The 14,334-nt window shown below is 62.3% G+C and carries 13 protein-coding genes; 10 read left to right on the top strand and 3 right to left on the bottom strand.

Going from position 1 to position 14,334, the window contains the following annotated elements; genetic code table 11:
- Window positions 1-26 precede the first annotated feature (26 nt).
- Window positions 27-1,310: a glutamate-1-semialdehyde 2,1-aminomutase gene (gene hemL, locus AC3A5O_RS17970; RefSeq protein WP_354339270.1), complete on the top strand. Its 1,284-nt coding sequence runs from the start codon at window positions 27-29 to the stop codon at window positions 1,308-1,310.
- A 216-nt stretch (window positions 1,311-1,526) separates the two neighbouring features.
- Entirely contained in the window at window positions 1,527-2,081 is a 555-nt protein-coding gene (locus AC3A5O_RS17965) for a tetratricopeptide repeat protein (RefSeq protein ID WP_053188388.1), read from the top strand.
- Between the two features lie 142 nt (window positions 2,082-2,223).
- Here the strand turns inward: AC3A5O_RS17965 and AC3A5O_RS17960 are convergent, their stop codons facing one another.
- Window positions 2,224-2,553, bottom strand: coding sequence for a DUF1820 family protein (locus AC3A5O_RS17960; RefSeq protein ID WP_024780849.1), 330 nt, complete (start codon window positions 2,551-2,553; stop codon window positions 2,224-2,226).
- Window positions 2,554-2,686: 133 nt separating this feature from the next.
- Here AC3A5O_RS17960 and miaB point away from each other — a divergent pair, with 133 nt between their 5' ends.
- The 5 genes from miaB to lnt all read left to right on the top strand — a co-directional run bounded on the left by miaB (window position 2,687) and on the right by lnt (window position 8,144).
- The gene (gene miaB / locus AC3A5O_RS17955; RefSeq protein ID WP_163006684.1) at window positions 2,687-4,015 is read left to right on the top strand and encodes a tRNA (N6-isopentenyl adenosine(37)-C2)-methylthiotransferase MiaB; all 1,329 of its coding nucleotides are present in this window, start codon (window positions 2,687-2,689) and stop codon (window positions 4,013-4,015) included.
- Between the two features lie 237 nt (window positions 4,016-4,252).
- Window positions 4,253-5,263 carry a PhoH family protein gene (locus AC3A5O_RS17950; protein ID WP_122565059.1) on the top strand — a complete coding sequence of 337 codons (1,011 nt, stop codon included), beginning with the start codon at window positions 4,253-4,255 and terminating at the stop codon, window positions 5,261-5,263.
- Window positions 5,256-5,714 (top strand): rRNA maturation RNase YbeY, encoded by a 459-nt coding sequence (gene ybeY / locus AC3A5O_RS17945; RefSeq protein ID WP_122565058.1) that lies wholly within the window; start codon window positions 5,256-5,258, stop codon window positions 5,712-5,714. Before AC3A5O_RS17950 ends, ybeY begins: the two co-directional genes overlap by 8 nt.
- 39 nt (window positions 5,715-5,753) lie before the next feature.
- Window positions 5,754-6,593 (top strand): CorC family transporter, encoded by an 840-nt coding sequence (locus AC3A5O_RS17940; protein WP_003205870.1) that lies wholly within the window; start codon window positions 5,754-5,756, stop codon window positions 6,591-6,593.
- Between the two features lie 27 nt (window positions 6,594-6,620).
- On the top strand, window positions 6,621-8,144 hold the full coding sequence (lnt, locus tag AC3A5O_RS17935) for an apolipoprotein N-acyltransferase (protein WP_487753517.1): 1,524 nt from the start codon (window positions 6,621-6,623) through the stop codon (window positions 8,142-8,144).
- 90 nt (window positions 8,145-8,234) lie between these two features.
- On the opposite strand, the gene AC3A5O_RS17930 is transcribed toward lnt, so the two are convergent.
- Complete coding sequence (locus tag AC3A5O_RS17930) at window positions 8,235-8,996, bottom strand: YdcF family protein (protein WP_122565056.1); 762 nt, start codon at window positions 8,994-8,996, stop codon at window positions 8,235-8,237.
- Between the two features lie 103 nt (window positions 8,997-9,099).
- Window positions 9,100-9,420 (bottom strand): hypothetical protein, encoded by a 321-nt coding sequence (locus tag AC3A5O_RS17925; RefSeq protein WP_122565055.1) that lies wholly within the window; start codon window positions 9,418-9,420, stop codon window positions 9,100-9,102.
- A 292-nt stretch (window positions 9,421-9,712) separates the two neighbouring features.
- On the opposite strand from AC3A5O_RS17925, the gene leuS reads away from it, so the two are divergent.
- The 3 genes from leuS to holA all read left to right on the top strand — a co-directional run bounded on the left by leuS (window position 9,713) and on the right by holA (window position 14,092).
- Window positions 9,713-12,319: a leucine--tRNA ligase gene (leuS, locus tag AC3A5O_RS17920; RefSeq protein ID WP_487753516.1), complete on the top strand. Its 2,607-nt coding sequence runs from the start codon at window positions 9,713-9,715 to the stop codon at window positions 12,317-12,319.
- A 90-nt stretch (window positions 12,320-12,409) separates the two neighbouring features.
- Window positions 12,410-13,015 carry an LPS-assembly lipoprotein LptE gene (locus AC3A5O_RS17915; RefSeq protein ID WP_487753515.1) on the top strand — a complete coding sequence of 202 codons (606 nt, stop codon included), beginning with the start codon at window positions 12,410-12,412 and terminating at the stop codon, window positions 13,013-13,015.
- A 39-nt stretch (window positions 13,016-13,054) separates the two neighbouring features.
- A complete protein-coding gene (gene holA, locus AC3A5O_RS17910; protein WP_122565052.1) occupies window positions 13,055-14,092 on the top strand; it encodes a DNA polymerase III subunit delta in 1,038 nt (345 codons plus the stop codon).
- Window positions 14,093-14,334: the final 242 nt, after the last annotated feature.

The following is a 14,334-nucleotide window of genomic DNA, read 5'->3' as shown; positions in this document are numbered from 1 at the left end:
CATTTTCCGTTTTCGAGAGCCCAACCATGTCCCGTTCCGAAACCCTGTTTGCCAGTGCCCAGAAACACATCCCCGGCGGCGTGAACTCGCCCGTTCGCGCGTTCAAGAGCGTTGGCGGCACTCCGTTGTTCTTCAAGCACGCCGAAGGCGCGTACGTCACCGACGAAGACGACAAGCGTTATGTGGACTACGTCGGCTCCTGGGGCCCGATGATCCTCGGCCACAGCCACCCGGACGTGCTGGATGCGGTGCGCAAGCAATTGGTCCATGGCCTGTCCTACGGCGCGCCGACCGCGATGGAAACCGAGATGGCCGACCTGGTCTGCTCGATCGTGCCATCGATGGAAATGGTGCGCATGGTCAGCTCCGGCACCGAGGCGACCATGAGCGCGATCCGCCTGGCACGGGGCTACACCGGTCGCGACAGCATCATCAAGTTCGAAGGCTGCTACCACGGCCACTCCGACAGCCTGCTGGTCAAGGCCGGCTCCGGCGCCCTGACCCAGGGCGTGCCGAGCTCGGCCGGCGTACCGGCGGCATTCGCCAAACACACCCTGACCCTGCCGTTCAACGACCTCGAAGAAGTCGAGAAGATGCTCGGCGAAGTCGGCCAGGAAGTGGCCTGCATCATCGTCGAGCCAGTGGCCGGCAACATGAACTGCGTGCCGCCGGCGCCGGGTTTCCTCGAAGGCCTGCGCAGCCTGTGCGACCAGCATGGCGTGGTGTTGATTTTCGATGAAGTGATGACCGGCTTCCGCGTGGCCCTCGGCGGCGCCCAGGCCCATTACGGCGTCACGCCGGACCTGAGCACCTTCGGCAAGATCATCGGCGGCGGCATGCCGGTGGGCTGCTTCGGCGGCAAGCGCAAGATCATGGAATGCATCGCGCCGCTGGGCCCGGTCTACCAGGCCGGCACGCTGTCGGGCAACCCGCTGGCCATGGCCGCCGGCCTGACCACCCTGCGCCTGATCAGCCGCCCGGGCTTCCATGCCGAACTGACCGACTACACCACCCGCCTGCTCGACGGCCTGCAGATTCGTGCCGATGCGGCCGGCATCCCCTTCGTGACCACCCAGGCTGGCGGCATGTTCGGCCTGTATTTCAGTGGCGCCGATGACATCGTCACCTTCGAAGACGTCATGGCCAGCGATGCCGATCGGTTCAAGCGCTTCTTCCACCTGATGCTCGACGGCGGCGTGTACCTGGCCCCGAGTGCGTTCGAAGCCGGCTTCACCTCCATCGCCCATGGCGAGACCGAGCTGAAGATCACCCTCGATGCAGCCGAGCGGGCCTTCGCGGCGCTGAAATAAGCCTGTGGATAACTGACGCTGGCTGAAGCTGGCGTCAGTGATTGCTGACAACCCCCCGCCCTTTTCCTACGTATTTATGCCTGAAGCTGCTATTAGCATCCCCGCGCAGCAGAAAAACGAGTAAAGACTTTGTAAGGATGGCCCCGCTTATTTCATAATGCGCGCTTATTGGATCCCCCGAGGGTCCGCGCGCCCCTCAGAGGTAAGTCGATTCCCATGAACCGCACCGGCCGCACCCTTGCCTTGGGCTGCCTGTTGCTCCTTCAGCCGCTGCTGGCGAATGCACAGGCAGGCGGTAACTCGTTGTTGATCCCGGCGCTGGGCCGTTGCACGCTCAACACCCAGCCACAAGATCTCGCACCGGCACTCGACGCCTGTCAAAAAGCGGCGGACGCAGGTGATGCACAAGCGCAATACGAGTTGGGCGAGTTCTACTACGAAGGCAAGGCTGCACCGCGCGACCTCAAGCAGGCCCTCAACTACTTCGAAAAAGCTTCGCTGCAAGGCCATGCCCAGGCGCAATTCAAGCTCGGCGGCATGTTCTTCCATGGCGAAGGTGTGCCGGCCAACAACGTCCAGGCCTACATCGTCTTGAAGATGGCCGCGGTCAACGGCGCCGAAGAAGCCCTGGACACCGCCGACGAAGTCGCCGAACAGATGCCCCGCGACGAGCTGGAAGTGGCGACCCAGGTGCTGGGCCAGATCTTTCGCAAATACCTGATGGAATTGCAGAACGCCGACGGGCGTACGCCCTTCTCGCCGCTGCCCTGAATGATTGCCCAGGCCTTGAAGGCCTCATCGCGAGCAAGCTCGCTCCCACACTGGATCGCTGGTGTACACAAATCTTGTGTTTACAGAGAACCCACTGTGGGAGCGAGCTTGCTCGCGATTAGGGGCAACTCGGTCCTGAGCCCTACTTCTCAGGCATCGGCATCGGAAACGGCATCACATTACCGACCGTGCCGCGGGCTTCACTGATTTTCGGCGTGCCCAGGCGTTCGACTTCGTCGATGCGCACGATCGAATGCATCGGCACAAAACTGCGCACCACGCCTTCGAACTGCGCCTTGAGCTTTTCTTCGCTCGGATCGACGACCACTTGCGTGCGCTCGCCAAAGACGAACTCTTCCACTTCCAGGAAGCCCCACAGATCACTTTGATAGATCTGCTTGGCGTACATTTCGAACACCTGGCCCTGGTTGAGGAAAATCACCTTGTAGATTGGAGCTTCACGTTTGGTCATGGCTGGCGAAACACATCGGCGGGTAAAAATGAGGGCGCGAACTATAGCATAGCCACTGCTCGCGCAGCGGTAGGAACCGGGGGACTTGTTCCCTATAATGCGCGGTTCTTTGAATCACGTGATGAACCCGTCCATGGCCAAGAAGCTTTACATCGAAACCCACGGTTGCCAGATGAACGAGTACGACAGCTCGCGCATGGTCGATCTGCTGGGTGAACACCAGGCCCTGGAAGTCACCGCCCGTGCCGAAGACGCGGACGTGATCCTGCTCAACACCTGCTCGATTCGCGAACGCGCCCAGGACCGCGTGTATTCCCAGCTCGGCCGCTGGCGCGAACTGAAGCTCGCCAACCCGGAGATGGTCATCGCCGTGGGCGGTTGCGTGGCCAGCCAGGAAGGCGCAGCCATTCGTGATCGCGCCCCGTACGTGGACGTGGTCTTCGGCCCGCAGACCTTGCACCGTCTGCCCGAGATGATCGACGCCGCGCGTGCGACCAAGCTGCCGCAAGTGGACGTCTCGTTCCCGGAAATCGAAAAATTCGACCACCTGCCCGAGCCGCGCATCGATGGCCCGAGCGCCTATGTGTCAGTGATGGAAGGTTGCAGCAAATACTGCACGTTCTGCGTGGTGCCCTATACCCGCGGCGAAGAAGTCAGCCGGCCGTTCGATGACGTGATCGCCGAGATCATCCACCTGGCGGAAAACGGCGTGCGCGAAGTGACCCTGTTGGGGCAGAACGTCAACGGCTATCGCGGCCTGACCCATGACGGTCGCCTGGCGGACCTCGCCGAGCTGATCCGCGTCGTGGCGGCGGTGGACGGCATCGACCGCATCCGCTACACCACGTCCCATCCGCTGGAGTTCTCCGACAGCCTGATCCAGGCCCACGCCGAGGTCCCCGAGCTGGTCAAGCACCTGCACCTGCCGGTGCAATCGGGCTCCGACCGGATCCTCGCGGCCATGAAGCGCAACCACACGGCGCTGGAGTACAAATCCAAGCTGCGCAAACTGCGGGCGGCAGTGCCGGGCATCTGCATCAGCTCGGACTTTATCGTCGGTTTCCCCGGCGAAACCGAGAAAGACTTCCAGCAGACCATGAAGCTGATCGAAGACGTGGGCTTCGACTTTTCCTATTCCTTCGTCTACAGCCAGCGTCCTGGAACACCGGCGGCCGACCTGGCGGACGACACCCCGGAAGAACTGAAAAAAGAACGGCTCAACGCGTTGCAACATCGCCTCAACCAGCAAGGTTTCGAGATCAGCCGACAGATGGTCGGCTCCGTCCAGCGGATTCTGGTGACCGATTATTCGAAAAAAGACCCCGGCGAGTTGCAAGGGCGCACCGAAAACAACCGCATCGTCAATTTCCGTTGCGACACCCCGGCCCTGATCGGCCAGTTCGCCGACGTGCACATCGACGCCGCGCAACCGCACTCCCTGCGGGGCTCGCTGGTCCAGTGACCTGCTAAAAACACTATTTTCTGTGGAAGCAAGACCTGTGGGAGCAAGGCTTGCCCGCGATAGAAGCACCGCAATCTCACTGAAGACCGCGGCGCCTTGATCGCGGGCAAGCCTTGCTCCCACCATGGGGCGTGCCAACCCTGTGATCAGATTCGCCTGTTTAAGAGCTTTCGCACCCAGCCTACTGGCGTTATCCTTGATTTCACCTTAATTGCCCCTGGGCGGCTAAAAACGACCTTGAACGCACCCATCGAACCACATCGCTTTATTCTCGAGCCCTTTGAGGCTCGCCGCTTCGCCAATCTGTGCGGGCAATTCGACGAGCACCTGCGCTTGATCGAACAGCGCCTGGCCATCGAGATCCGCAACCGCGGAAACCAGTTCGAACTGATCGGCGAACCCAAGCACACGACCTCCGCAGAAAACCTGCTGCGCCGTCTCTACCGGGAAACCAAGGGGAGCGAGCTGTCGCCGGATACGGTCCACCTGTTCCTGCAGGAATCGGCTGTCGAAGAACTCGACAACCACGCCCCGTCGGAACCAGCCGTGGCCCTGCGCACGAAAAAAGGCATGATTCGCCCGCGCGGCTTGAATCAGCAGCGCTACGTGAAGGAAATCCTGGGCAACGACATCAACTTCGGCATCGGCCCGGCCGGTACAGGCAAGACCTACCTGGCCGTGGCCTGCGCGGTGGATGCGCTGGAACGCGAACAGGTACGCCGTATCCTGCTGGTGCGACCGGCGGTCGAAGCGGGTGAAAAACTCGGCTTCCTGCCCGGCGACCTGGCCCAGAAGATCGACCCGTACCTGCGCCCGCTCTATGACGCGTTGTATGAAATGCTCGGCTTCGAATACGTCGCCAAGCTGATCGAGCGCCAGGTCATCGAAGTCGCGCCGCTGGCCTACATGCGCGGTCGGACCCTGAACAACAGTTTCATCATCCTCGACGAAAGCCAGAACACCACGGTCGAGCAGATGAAAATGTTCCTGACCCGGATCGGCTTCGGCTCCACCGCCGTCATCACTGGCGACATCACCCAGGTCGACTTGCCCAAGGGCACCAAGTCCGGGCTGAACCATGTGATTCAGGTGCTCAAGGACGTGCCGGGCATCAGCTTCACGCACTTCATGCCCAAGGACGTCGTGCGCCATCCGTTGGTGCAACGCATTGTCGAGGCCTATGAGCGTTTCGAGAATCGCGTCGATGAAGACTCGGTCGAAAGCAAAGGCAATCGCCACAATGCTTGAACTCGACCTGCAAGTGGCCTGCGAACACGCCGCCCCCAGCGAAGCCCAGTTCCGCCAATGGTGCGAACTGGCCCTGCGCCAGCGCAGCGCCGACTCGGAGCTGACGATCCGCCTGGTGGACGAGCCCGAAGGTCGTGAGCTGAACCACACCTGGCGGCAGAAGGACTACGCCACCAACGTGCTGTCGTTCCCCGCCGACGTTCCCGACGACCTGCTCGACATCCCGCTGCTGGGCGACCTGGTGATCTGCGTCCCGGTGGTGGAACGTGAAGCGGCGGAACAAGACAAGACCCCTGAGGCCCACTGGGCCCATCTGGTGATTCACGGCTGCTTGCATCTACTGGGTTACGACCATATAGAAGATGACGAAGCCGAAGAAATGGAAGCACTGGAACGAACGTTGCTTGCAGAGCTGGGTCATCCCGACCCCTACGCCGGCGACGAACACTGATACATCAACTGTAACGACAAAGGATTCAGAGTAATCGCTATGAGCGAAGATCGATCGAGCAACGGGCAGAAGTCATGGCTGGGCAAGCTCACCCAGGCTTTTGCCCATGAGCCGAAAAACCGCCAGGAGCTGCTGGAGCTGCTGCGCGATGCACACCAGAACAAACTGCTGGACAGCGAAGCGCTGGCCATCGTCGAAGGCGCCATCCAGGTCGCTGACCTGCAAGTACGCGACATCATGGTCCCGCGCTCGCAAATGGTCAGCATCAAGGCGACCCAGACCCCGCGTGAATTCCTGCCCGCCGTGGTCGACTCCGCTCACTCGCGTTACCCGGTCGTTGGCGAGAGCCATGACGATGTCATGGGCGTGCTGTTGGCCAAGGACCTGCTGCCGTTGATCCTTCAGGAGAACGGCGACAGCTTCAACATCAAGGACCTGCTGCGCCCGGCCACCTTCGTGCCCGAGTCCAAGCGCCTGAACGTGCTGCTGCGTGAATTCCGCGCCAACCACAACCACATGGCCATCGTCATCGACGAATACGGTGGCGTGGCCGGCCTGGTCACCATCGAAGACGTGCTCGAGCAGATCGTCGGCGACATCGAGGACGAGCACGACGTCGAGGAAGACAGCTACATCAAGCCGCTGCCCAGCGGTGACTTCCTGATCAAGGCCCTGACGCCGATCGAGAACTTCAACGAATTCTTCGACAGCCAATTCTCCGACGATGAGTTCGACACCGTCGGCGGCCTGGTGATGAGTGCTTTCGGGCACCTGCCCAAGCGCAACGAAACCACGGAAATCGGCTCCTGGCGCTTCCGCATCCTCAATGCCGACAGCCGCCGGATCCACCTGCTGCGCCTGTCACCCATTGGCCGATAACCCCTGCGAGACCCGCTAAGGACATACATGCGCTGGATAACCCGCCCCGGCTGGCCCGGTAACCTGCTGGCCGTGGCGGCCGGTGCGATCACCACCCTGGCCCTGGCGCCGTTCGATATCTGGCCGCTGGCATTGCTGGCGGTCGGCTTGTTCTATGCCGGGTTGCGCGAGCTCTCGCCACGCCAGGCCCTGGGCCGTGGCTGGTGTTTCGGTTTTGGCCTGTTTGGCGCCGGCACCAGTTGGATCTACGTCAGCATCCATAACTTCGGCGGCGCCTCGGTGCTGCTCGCCGGGTTGTTGATGCTGTTGTTCATCGCCGCCATCGCCTGGTTCTTCGCCCTGCCCGCCTGGCTGTGGGCGCGCTGGTTGCGGCGCAACGAGGCGCCACTGGCCGATGCCCTGGCGTTCGCCGCGCTGTGGTTGGGCCAGGAAGCGTTTCGCGGCTGGTTCCTCACCGGGTTCCCGTGGCTGTATTCCGGTTACAGCCAGCTCGACGGCCCCCTGGCCGGCCTTGCGCCGTTGGGCGGGATGTGGCTGATCTCCTTCACCCTGGCCCTGACCGCCGCGCTGCTATACAACGCGCCGCGGTTGATCCGCACCGGGCGCAGAGGCTTTATTGCCGCCGGCGTGCTGCTGTTGATCGGTCCATGGGTGGCCGGCATGGCTCTCAAGGGCCACGCCTGGACCAGCCCTTCGGGCGACCCGCTGAGCGTCGCGGCGATCCAGGGCAACATCGAACAAAGCATGAAGTGGGACCCCGAGCAGCTCAACGCGCAGTTGGCGCTGTACCGCGACATGAGCTTCGCCTCCAAGCGCGTCGACCTGCTGATCTGGCCGGAAACCGCGGTGCCGGTGCTCAAGGAGTCCGCCCAGGGCTACCTGGACATGATGGGCAGCTTTGCCGCCGAGCGGCATTCGGCGCTGATTACCGGCGTGCCGATTCGGCAACTGGTGCATCACGAGAAGCGTTATTACAACGGCATCACCGTGACCGGCGAAGGTGACGGTACTTACTTGAAGCAAAAACTCGTGCCGTTCGGCGAGTACGTACCGCTACAGGACATCCTGCGCGGCCTGATCGCCTTCTTCGACCTGCCCATGTCGGACTTCGCCCGGGGCCCGGCCGACCAGCCGTTGCTGCAAGCCAAGGGTTACCAGATCGCCCCGTTCATCTGCTATGAAGTGGTCTACCCGGAATTTGCCGCCAGCCTGTCGGCGCGCAGCGACCTGCTGCTGACCATCAGCAACGACACCTGGTTCGGCACCTCGATCGGCCCGCTGCAACACCTGCAAATGGCCCAGATGCGTGCCCTGGAAGCCGGCCGCTGGATGATCCGCGCCACCAACAACGGCGTGACCGGCCTGATCAACCCCTTCGGCCAGATCACCGCACAGATCCCGCAATTCGAACGCGGCATCCTCTACGGCGAAGTGGTGCCGATGCACGACCTGACGCCGTACCTGCAATGGCGCTCGTGGCCGCTGATCATCTTGTGCGTGTTGCTGCTGGGCTGGGCGTTGATGACAAGTCGGATAGCCAGGACCGTTTAGGGTTTTCGGCAATCCTCTGTGGCGAGGGGATAAATCCCCTCGCCACAGATAAATGCCTGCCACAGATAAGCACTCCCACCAGAGCCCTGCTCAGCGATAGAACAACCAATACCCCACCAACCCCACCGCCTCATTCATCAACTGCCCGGATTGCCAGATCGCCTTGAACTCCGGCATCCAGCCGCCCAGTGGCCGGGCGTTGTCCTGCCCCAGGAAACCAACAGGCGCCGGTACCACCTCAAACCCCGAGTGCTCGAAACTCCAGACTGCCCGTGGCATGTGCCAGGCCTGGGTGACCACCACGACTCGCTTGATGCCTTCCGGCAGCAGGATCTCGGCGCTCATCTGGGCGTTTTCCCAGGTCGTACGGCTACGCGCCTCTTGCCAGCGCACCTCGACGCCGAAATCCTCGCGCATCGAGTCGGCCATCAGTTGGGCCTCGCTGGGCGGGGTGCCGTAGTGCAAGCCGCCGGTGGTCAGCACGGGCAAGCCCGAAGCCTTGGCCAATCGCGCCGCATAACGCTGACGCTCCAGCCCCACACCGGTGGGCTGGTCGGCGCCCCACGCCGGGTCGCCGCGTTCGCGACCGGAACCCAGCACCACGATGGCGTCGGCACGCTGGGCCAGGGTCGCCCATTCATTGCGCAGCAGAGGCGGTTCACGCTCCAAGGCCTTGGCGCTCCACTGCACCACCACCGGCAGGCTCATCAACCAGAAGCCGCCCAGGCCCACGGCGAAACACAGGCGGGCCAGGCGTGGCCGTGAATGGCGCCACCACCAGGCAAGCGCCAACGACAACAAAAGAATGCCGGGCGGCAATAAGAGTTGTTTGATGAAATAGCGAAACGGCATCGGGCATCTCCATAGATGCCCGAAGCCTAGGTGGGTTGACGCAAAGCGACAACAGATTCGAAAAAACCTTGAATCAAAAAAAGCGACATGCGTGAATCCGGCGTTACTTGAACTGCAGTGACCGGACCTTTACAGCATCCTTGTCAGGCGTCCGGTCCTTGAGCCATACAACCTTGGCCGAACGGGGCGCATCGAGACGCTTGAGTACCTGGGCCCCACTGGTGGGGGTTTGATGTCCGACCTGTTCGAGATAAGCCTTGACCAGTTCGAACTCCGCGGGGCTCAAGCCTCGCAGTTCCAGCTCTGCCGGACGTTCATCACGCAAGCGACCGGCGGTTCTTGCAGCGTCCAGGGCCACCCCGAGACGATCGATCAGTTTTTCATACAACTCAGGTGTAGCGACTTTTCGTTGTGATTCAACCATCCCTCACCTCATTGAAGATAAGACTCACTCCCCATTGAGAAGCTTAGCTTCGCTGGGCAAACCGGCAGGGCGCCGCGACCAACGGCCCTGAATACGGGTCCTCGCCAGCCGCTGTCGATGTCCAGCACGCAATCAGGGTTTCCCTCGGTAGAGCGCGGTCATGTATGCTACGGCGCTTCCTGTAACTCCACTTCCAGCTTGTCTGGGCATCGAAAACGCCGCATTCGGCGTCGTCTGCGTCCAGCATGGCCACGAAGAGGATTGGGCCACCCCATTCAGTACAAAAGTAGCCATGCACGAACACTACCAGCCCCGTGAAATCGAAGCCGCCGCCCAGTCGTTCTGGGACGAGCAAAAGTCCTTTGAAGTCAGTGAACAGCCAGGCAAGGAGACTTACTACTGCCTGTCGATGTTCCCTTACCCCAGCGGCAAGCTACACATGGGGCACGTGCGCAACTATACGATCGGCGACGTGATCTCCCGCTACCAGCGCATGCAAGGCAAGAACGTCCTGCAACCCATGGGTTGGGACGCCTTCGGCATGCCGGCGGAAAACGCCGCGATGAAGAACAACGTGGCCCCCGCCAAGTGGACCTACGAAAACATCGCCTACATGAAGACCCAACTGCGCAGCCTGGGCCTGGCGGTGGACTGGTCCCGCGAAGTGACCACCTGCAAGCCCGACTACTACCGCTGGGAACAATGGCTGTTCACCCGCCTGTTCGAAAAAGGCGTGATCTACCGCAAGAACGGCACCGTGAACTGGGACCCGGTGGACCAGACCGTACTGGCCAACGAGCAAGTGATCGACGGTCGCGGCTGGCGCTCCGGCGCGCTGATCGAAAAGCGCGAGATCCCGATGTACTACTTCAAGATCACCGCCTACGCGGATGAACTCCTGGAGAGTCTCGACGAGCTGACCGGCTGGCCCGAGCAGGTCAAGACCATGCAACGCAACTGGATCGGCAAGTCCCGGGGCATGGAAGTGCAATTCCCCTACGACGTCGCCTCCATTGGCGAAGCCGGCACCCTGAAAGTCTTCACCACCCGCCCGGACACGCTGATGGGCGCCACCTATGTGGCGGTGGCCGCAGAACATCCGCTGGCGACCCTGGCCGCCCGCAACAACCCTGAGCTGCAGGCGTTCATCGCCGAATGCAAGGGCGGCAGCGTCGCCGAAGCCGACGTCGCCACTCAAGAGAAGAAAGGCCTGCCGACGTCGTTGTTCGTCGAGCACCCACTCACCGGCGAGAAGCTGCCGGTGTGGGTCGCCAACTACGTGCTGATGCACTACGGCGACGGCGCGGTCATGGCCGTGCCGGCCCACGACGAACGTGATTTCGAATTCGCTCACAAGTACAACCTGCCGGTCAAACCGGTCGTGCGCACCAGCGCCGGCGACCAGACATCGGCACCTTGGCAGGACGCCTATGGCGAACACGGCGAACTGATCAACTCCGGCGCGTTCAACGGCCTGGATTTCGTCGGTGCCTTCGATGCCATCGAAGTCGCCCTGATCAAGAAGAACCTCGGTGCCTCGCGCACCCAGTTCCGCCTGCGGGACTGGGGCATCAGCCGCCAGCGCTACTGGGGCTGCCCGATCCCGATCGTGCATTGCGACACCTGCGGTGACGTACCGGTGCCGGAAGATCAACTGCCGGTGGTCCTGCCGGAAGACGTCGTACCGGACGGCGCCGGTTCGCCCCTGGCACGCATGCCCGAGTTCTACGAGTGCAACTGCCCGAAATGCGGCGCACCGGCCAAGCGTGAAACCGACACCATGGACACCTTCGTCGAGTCCTCCTGGTATTACGCCCGCTACGCCTCGCCGCACTATGAAGGCGGCCTGGTGGAAAAATCCGCGGCCGACCACTGGTTGCCGGTGGACCAGTACATCGGCGGCATCGAACACGCGATTCTCCACCTGCTCTACGCACGCTTCTTCCACAAGCTGATGCGTGACGAAGGCCTGGTGAGCTCCAACGAGCCGTTCAAGAACCTGCTGACCCAAGGCATGGTGATCGCCGAGACTTACTATCGTCGCGAAGCCAACGGTGCCTACACCTGGTTCAACCCGAGCGACGTTGAACTCGAACGCGACAGCAAGGCCAAGGTCATCAGCGCCAAGCTGATCGCCGACGGCCTGCCGGTGGAAATCGGCGGCACCGAGAAAATGGCCAAGTCGAAGAACAACGGCGTCGACCCACAATCGATGATCGACCAGTTCGGTGCGGACACCTGCCGTCTGTTCATGATGTTCGCCTCGCCGCCTGACATGAGCGCGGAATGGTCCGACTCGGGTGTCGAAGGCTCGCACCGCTTCCTCAAGCGCGTCTGGCGCCTGGCCCAAGCCCACGTCAGCCAGGGCCTGCCGGGCAAACTGGACGTTGCTGGCCTGAATGACGAGCAGAAAGCCGTTCGTCGCTCGATCCACCTGGCCATCAAGCAGGCCAGCCATGACGTCGGCCAGAACCACAAATTCAACACCGCCATCGCCCAGGTGATGACGCTGATGAACGTGCTGGAAAAAGCCGCGCAAGGCACCGAGCAGGATCGCGCACTGATTCACGAAGGCCTGGAGGCCGTGACGCTGCTGCTGGCGCCGATCACCCCGCACATCAGCCACGAGCTGTGGAATCAACTGGGTCACACCGATCCAGTGATTGACGCACGCTGGCCGGTGGTGGACGAAGCAGCTCTGGTGCAGGACAGCCTGACCCTGGTCATCCAGGTCAACGGCAAGCTGCGCGGCCAGATCGAGATGCCAGCCGCCGCCACGCGTGAAGAAGTCGAAGCCGCCGCGCGGGCCAATGAAAACGTGCTGCGCTTTGTCGATGGCCTGACGATCCGCAAAGTGATCGTCGTGCCCGGCAAGCTGGTCAACATCGTCGCAAGCTAATTGGATCGGGCGCCTGGCTCAAGCCTGGCGCCGAATACAACCTGCGGGGTCGCATGGTCGACCCCCATAGGGTTCAAGGGGAGCAACAAGATGATCAAACGTAATCTGCTGGTAGTGGGCCTGGCGGTCCTGTTGAGCGCCTGCGGCTTCCAACTGCGCGGCACCGGCACCACCGAGCTGGCGATCAAGGAACTGGACCTCAGCGCACGGGACGCCTATGGCGACACCGTCAAGATGCTGCGCGAGACCCTGGAGAACAGTGGTGTCAAGATCTACAGCGGTGCGCCGTACAAGCTGGTGCTGGCCAGAGAACAACAAAGCCAGCGCAGCCTGAGCTATGCCGGTGCCGGCCGTTCGGCCGAGTACGAACTGAACAACGTGCTGAGCTATGAGATCCGCGGCCAGAACGACCTGATGCTGTTGGACGACAAACTGCAGGTGCAGAAGGTCTACCTGCACGATGGCAACAACATCACCGGTTCCGATCAGGAGTCGAGCGAAGTACGCGAGGAAATGCGTCGCGACCTCGTGCAACGCATGATGCTGCGCCTGCAACAGCTGAGCCCGGCCCAACTGGAGCAGCTGCAACAGACCGCCGACGCCAAGGCCAAGGCCGAAGCCGAAGCGCTGGAAGCAGCACGCAAGGCTGAGGCGGAAACCCCGCAACAGTCGCCAATGCAGATCCCGGTTGAATAAGCCTTGCGGGGCGCTCCGGCGCCCCGCTCGCTTTCTCTTATGAAGCTCGCTCCCGCTCAACTCGGCAAACACCTGCAAGGCGCCCTCGCGCCGGTCTACATCATCAGTGGCGATGACCCGCTGCTGTGCCAGGAAGCCGCCGACGCCATCCGCGCCGCCGCTCGCCAGCAAGGCTTCGACGAACGCCAGGTCTTCGCCGCCGACGCCAGTTTCGACTGGGGCACGCTGCTGCAGGCCGGGGCGAGCATGTCGTTGTTCGCTGAAAAACGCCTGCTGGAACTGCGTTTGCCGTCTGGCAAGCCCGGGGACAAGGGCGCCGCCGCGCTGATCGAGTATTGCTCACGCCCGGCCGAGGACACGGTGCTGCTCATCAGCTTGCCGAAACTCGACGGCAGCGCGCAGAAGACCAAATGGGGCAAGGCCTTGGTCGAAGGCCCGCAGACCCAGTTCGTGCAGATCTGGCCGGTGGATGTCAGCCAGTTGCCCAGTTGGATCCGCCAACGCCTGTCCCAGGCCGGCCTCTCGGCCAGCCAGGACGCGGTGGAGCTGATTGCCGCCCGGGTCGAAGGCAACCTGCTGGCCGCCGCCCAGGAAATCGAAAAGCTCAAGCTGATGGCCGAGGGCGGGCAGATCACCGTGGAAACGGTGCAAGCCGCCGTGGCCGACAGTGCGCGCTTCGATGTCTTCGGACTGACCGATGCGATCCTCAACGGTGAAGCCGCCCATGCCTTGCGCATGCTCGAAGGCCTGCGAGGCGAAGGGGTCGAGCCGCCAGTGATCCTCTGGGCCCTGGCCCGGGAATTGCGCCTGCTGGCCAACCTGTCCCTGCAATACAGCCAGGGCGTACCGCTGGACAAAGCCTTCAGCCAGGCCCGCCCGCCCGTCTGGGACAAGCGCAAACCGCTGATGAGCAAGGCCCTGCAACGCTACTCCGCACCACGCTGGGCGCAACTGCTGCTCGAGGCCCAGCGCATCGATGCGCAGATCAAGGGCCAGGCCGCCGGCTCGCCGTGGATGAGCCTCAGTCGGTTGTCGCTGTTGATGGCTGGGCAGCGGTTGGCGTTACCTGCCGAATAAGCACGCACTGAAGGCTGTTCTGCGGCGAAGACATCTGTGGGAGCAAGGCTTGCCCGCGATGAAAGCAGCGCGGTGTCTCTGAAACCGAGGTGTCTGTATCGCGAGCAAGCTTTGCTCCCACCTATCGGCACCACAAGTCGTGTGTTCGTCTGAATGACATTTCCTACGCAATGCAGGGACTGGACAACCCCCCAACTCTGTCCCATGATTTGCCCCGCAAAAACCACCCCACGAGAGATCCC

The sequence above is a fragment of the Pseudomonas sp. Soil_N_39 genome (assembly GCF_057655955.1).
The sequence above is the reverse complement of the archived record's forward strand: the minus strand, read 5'-3'. Positions and strand labels throughout refer to the sequence as shown.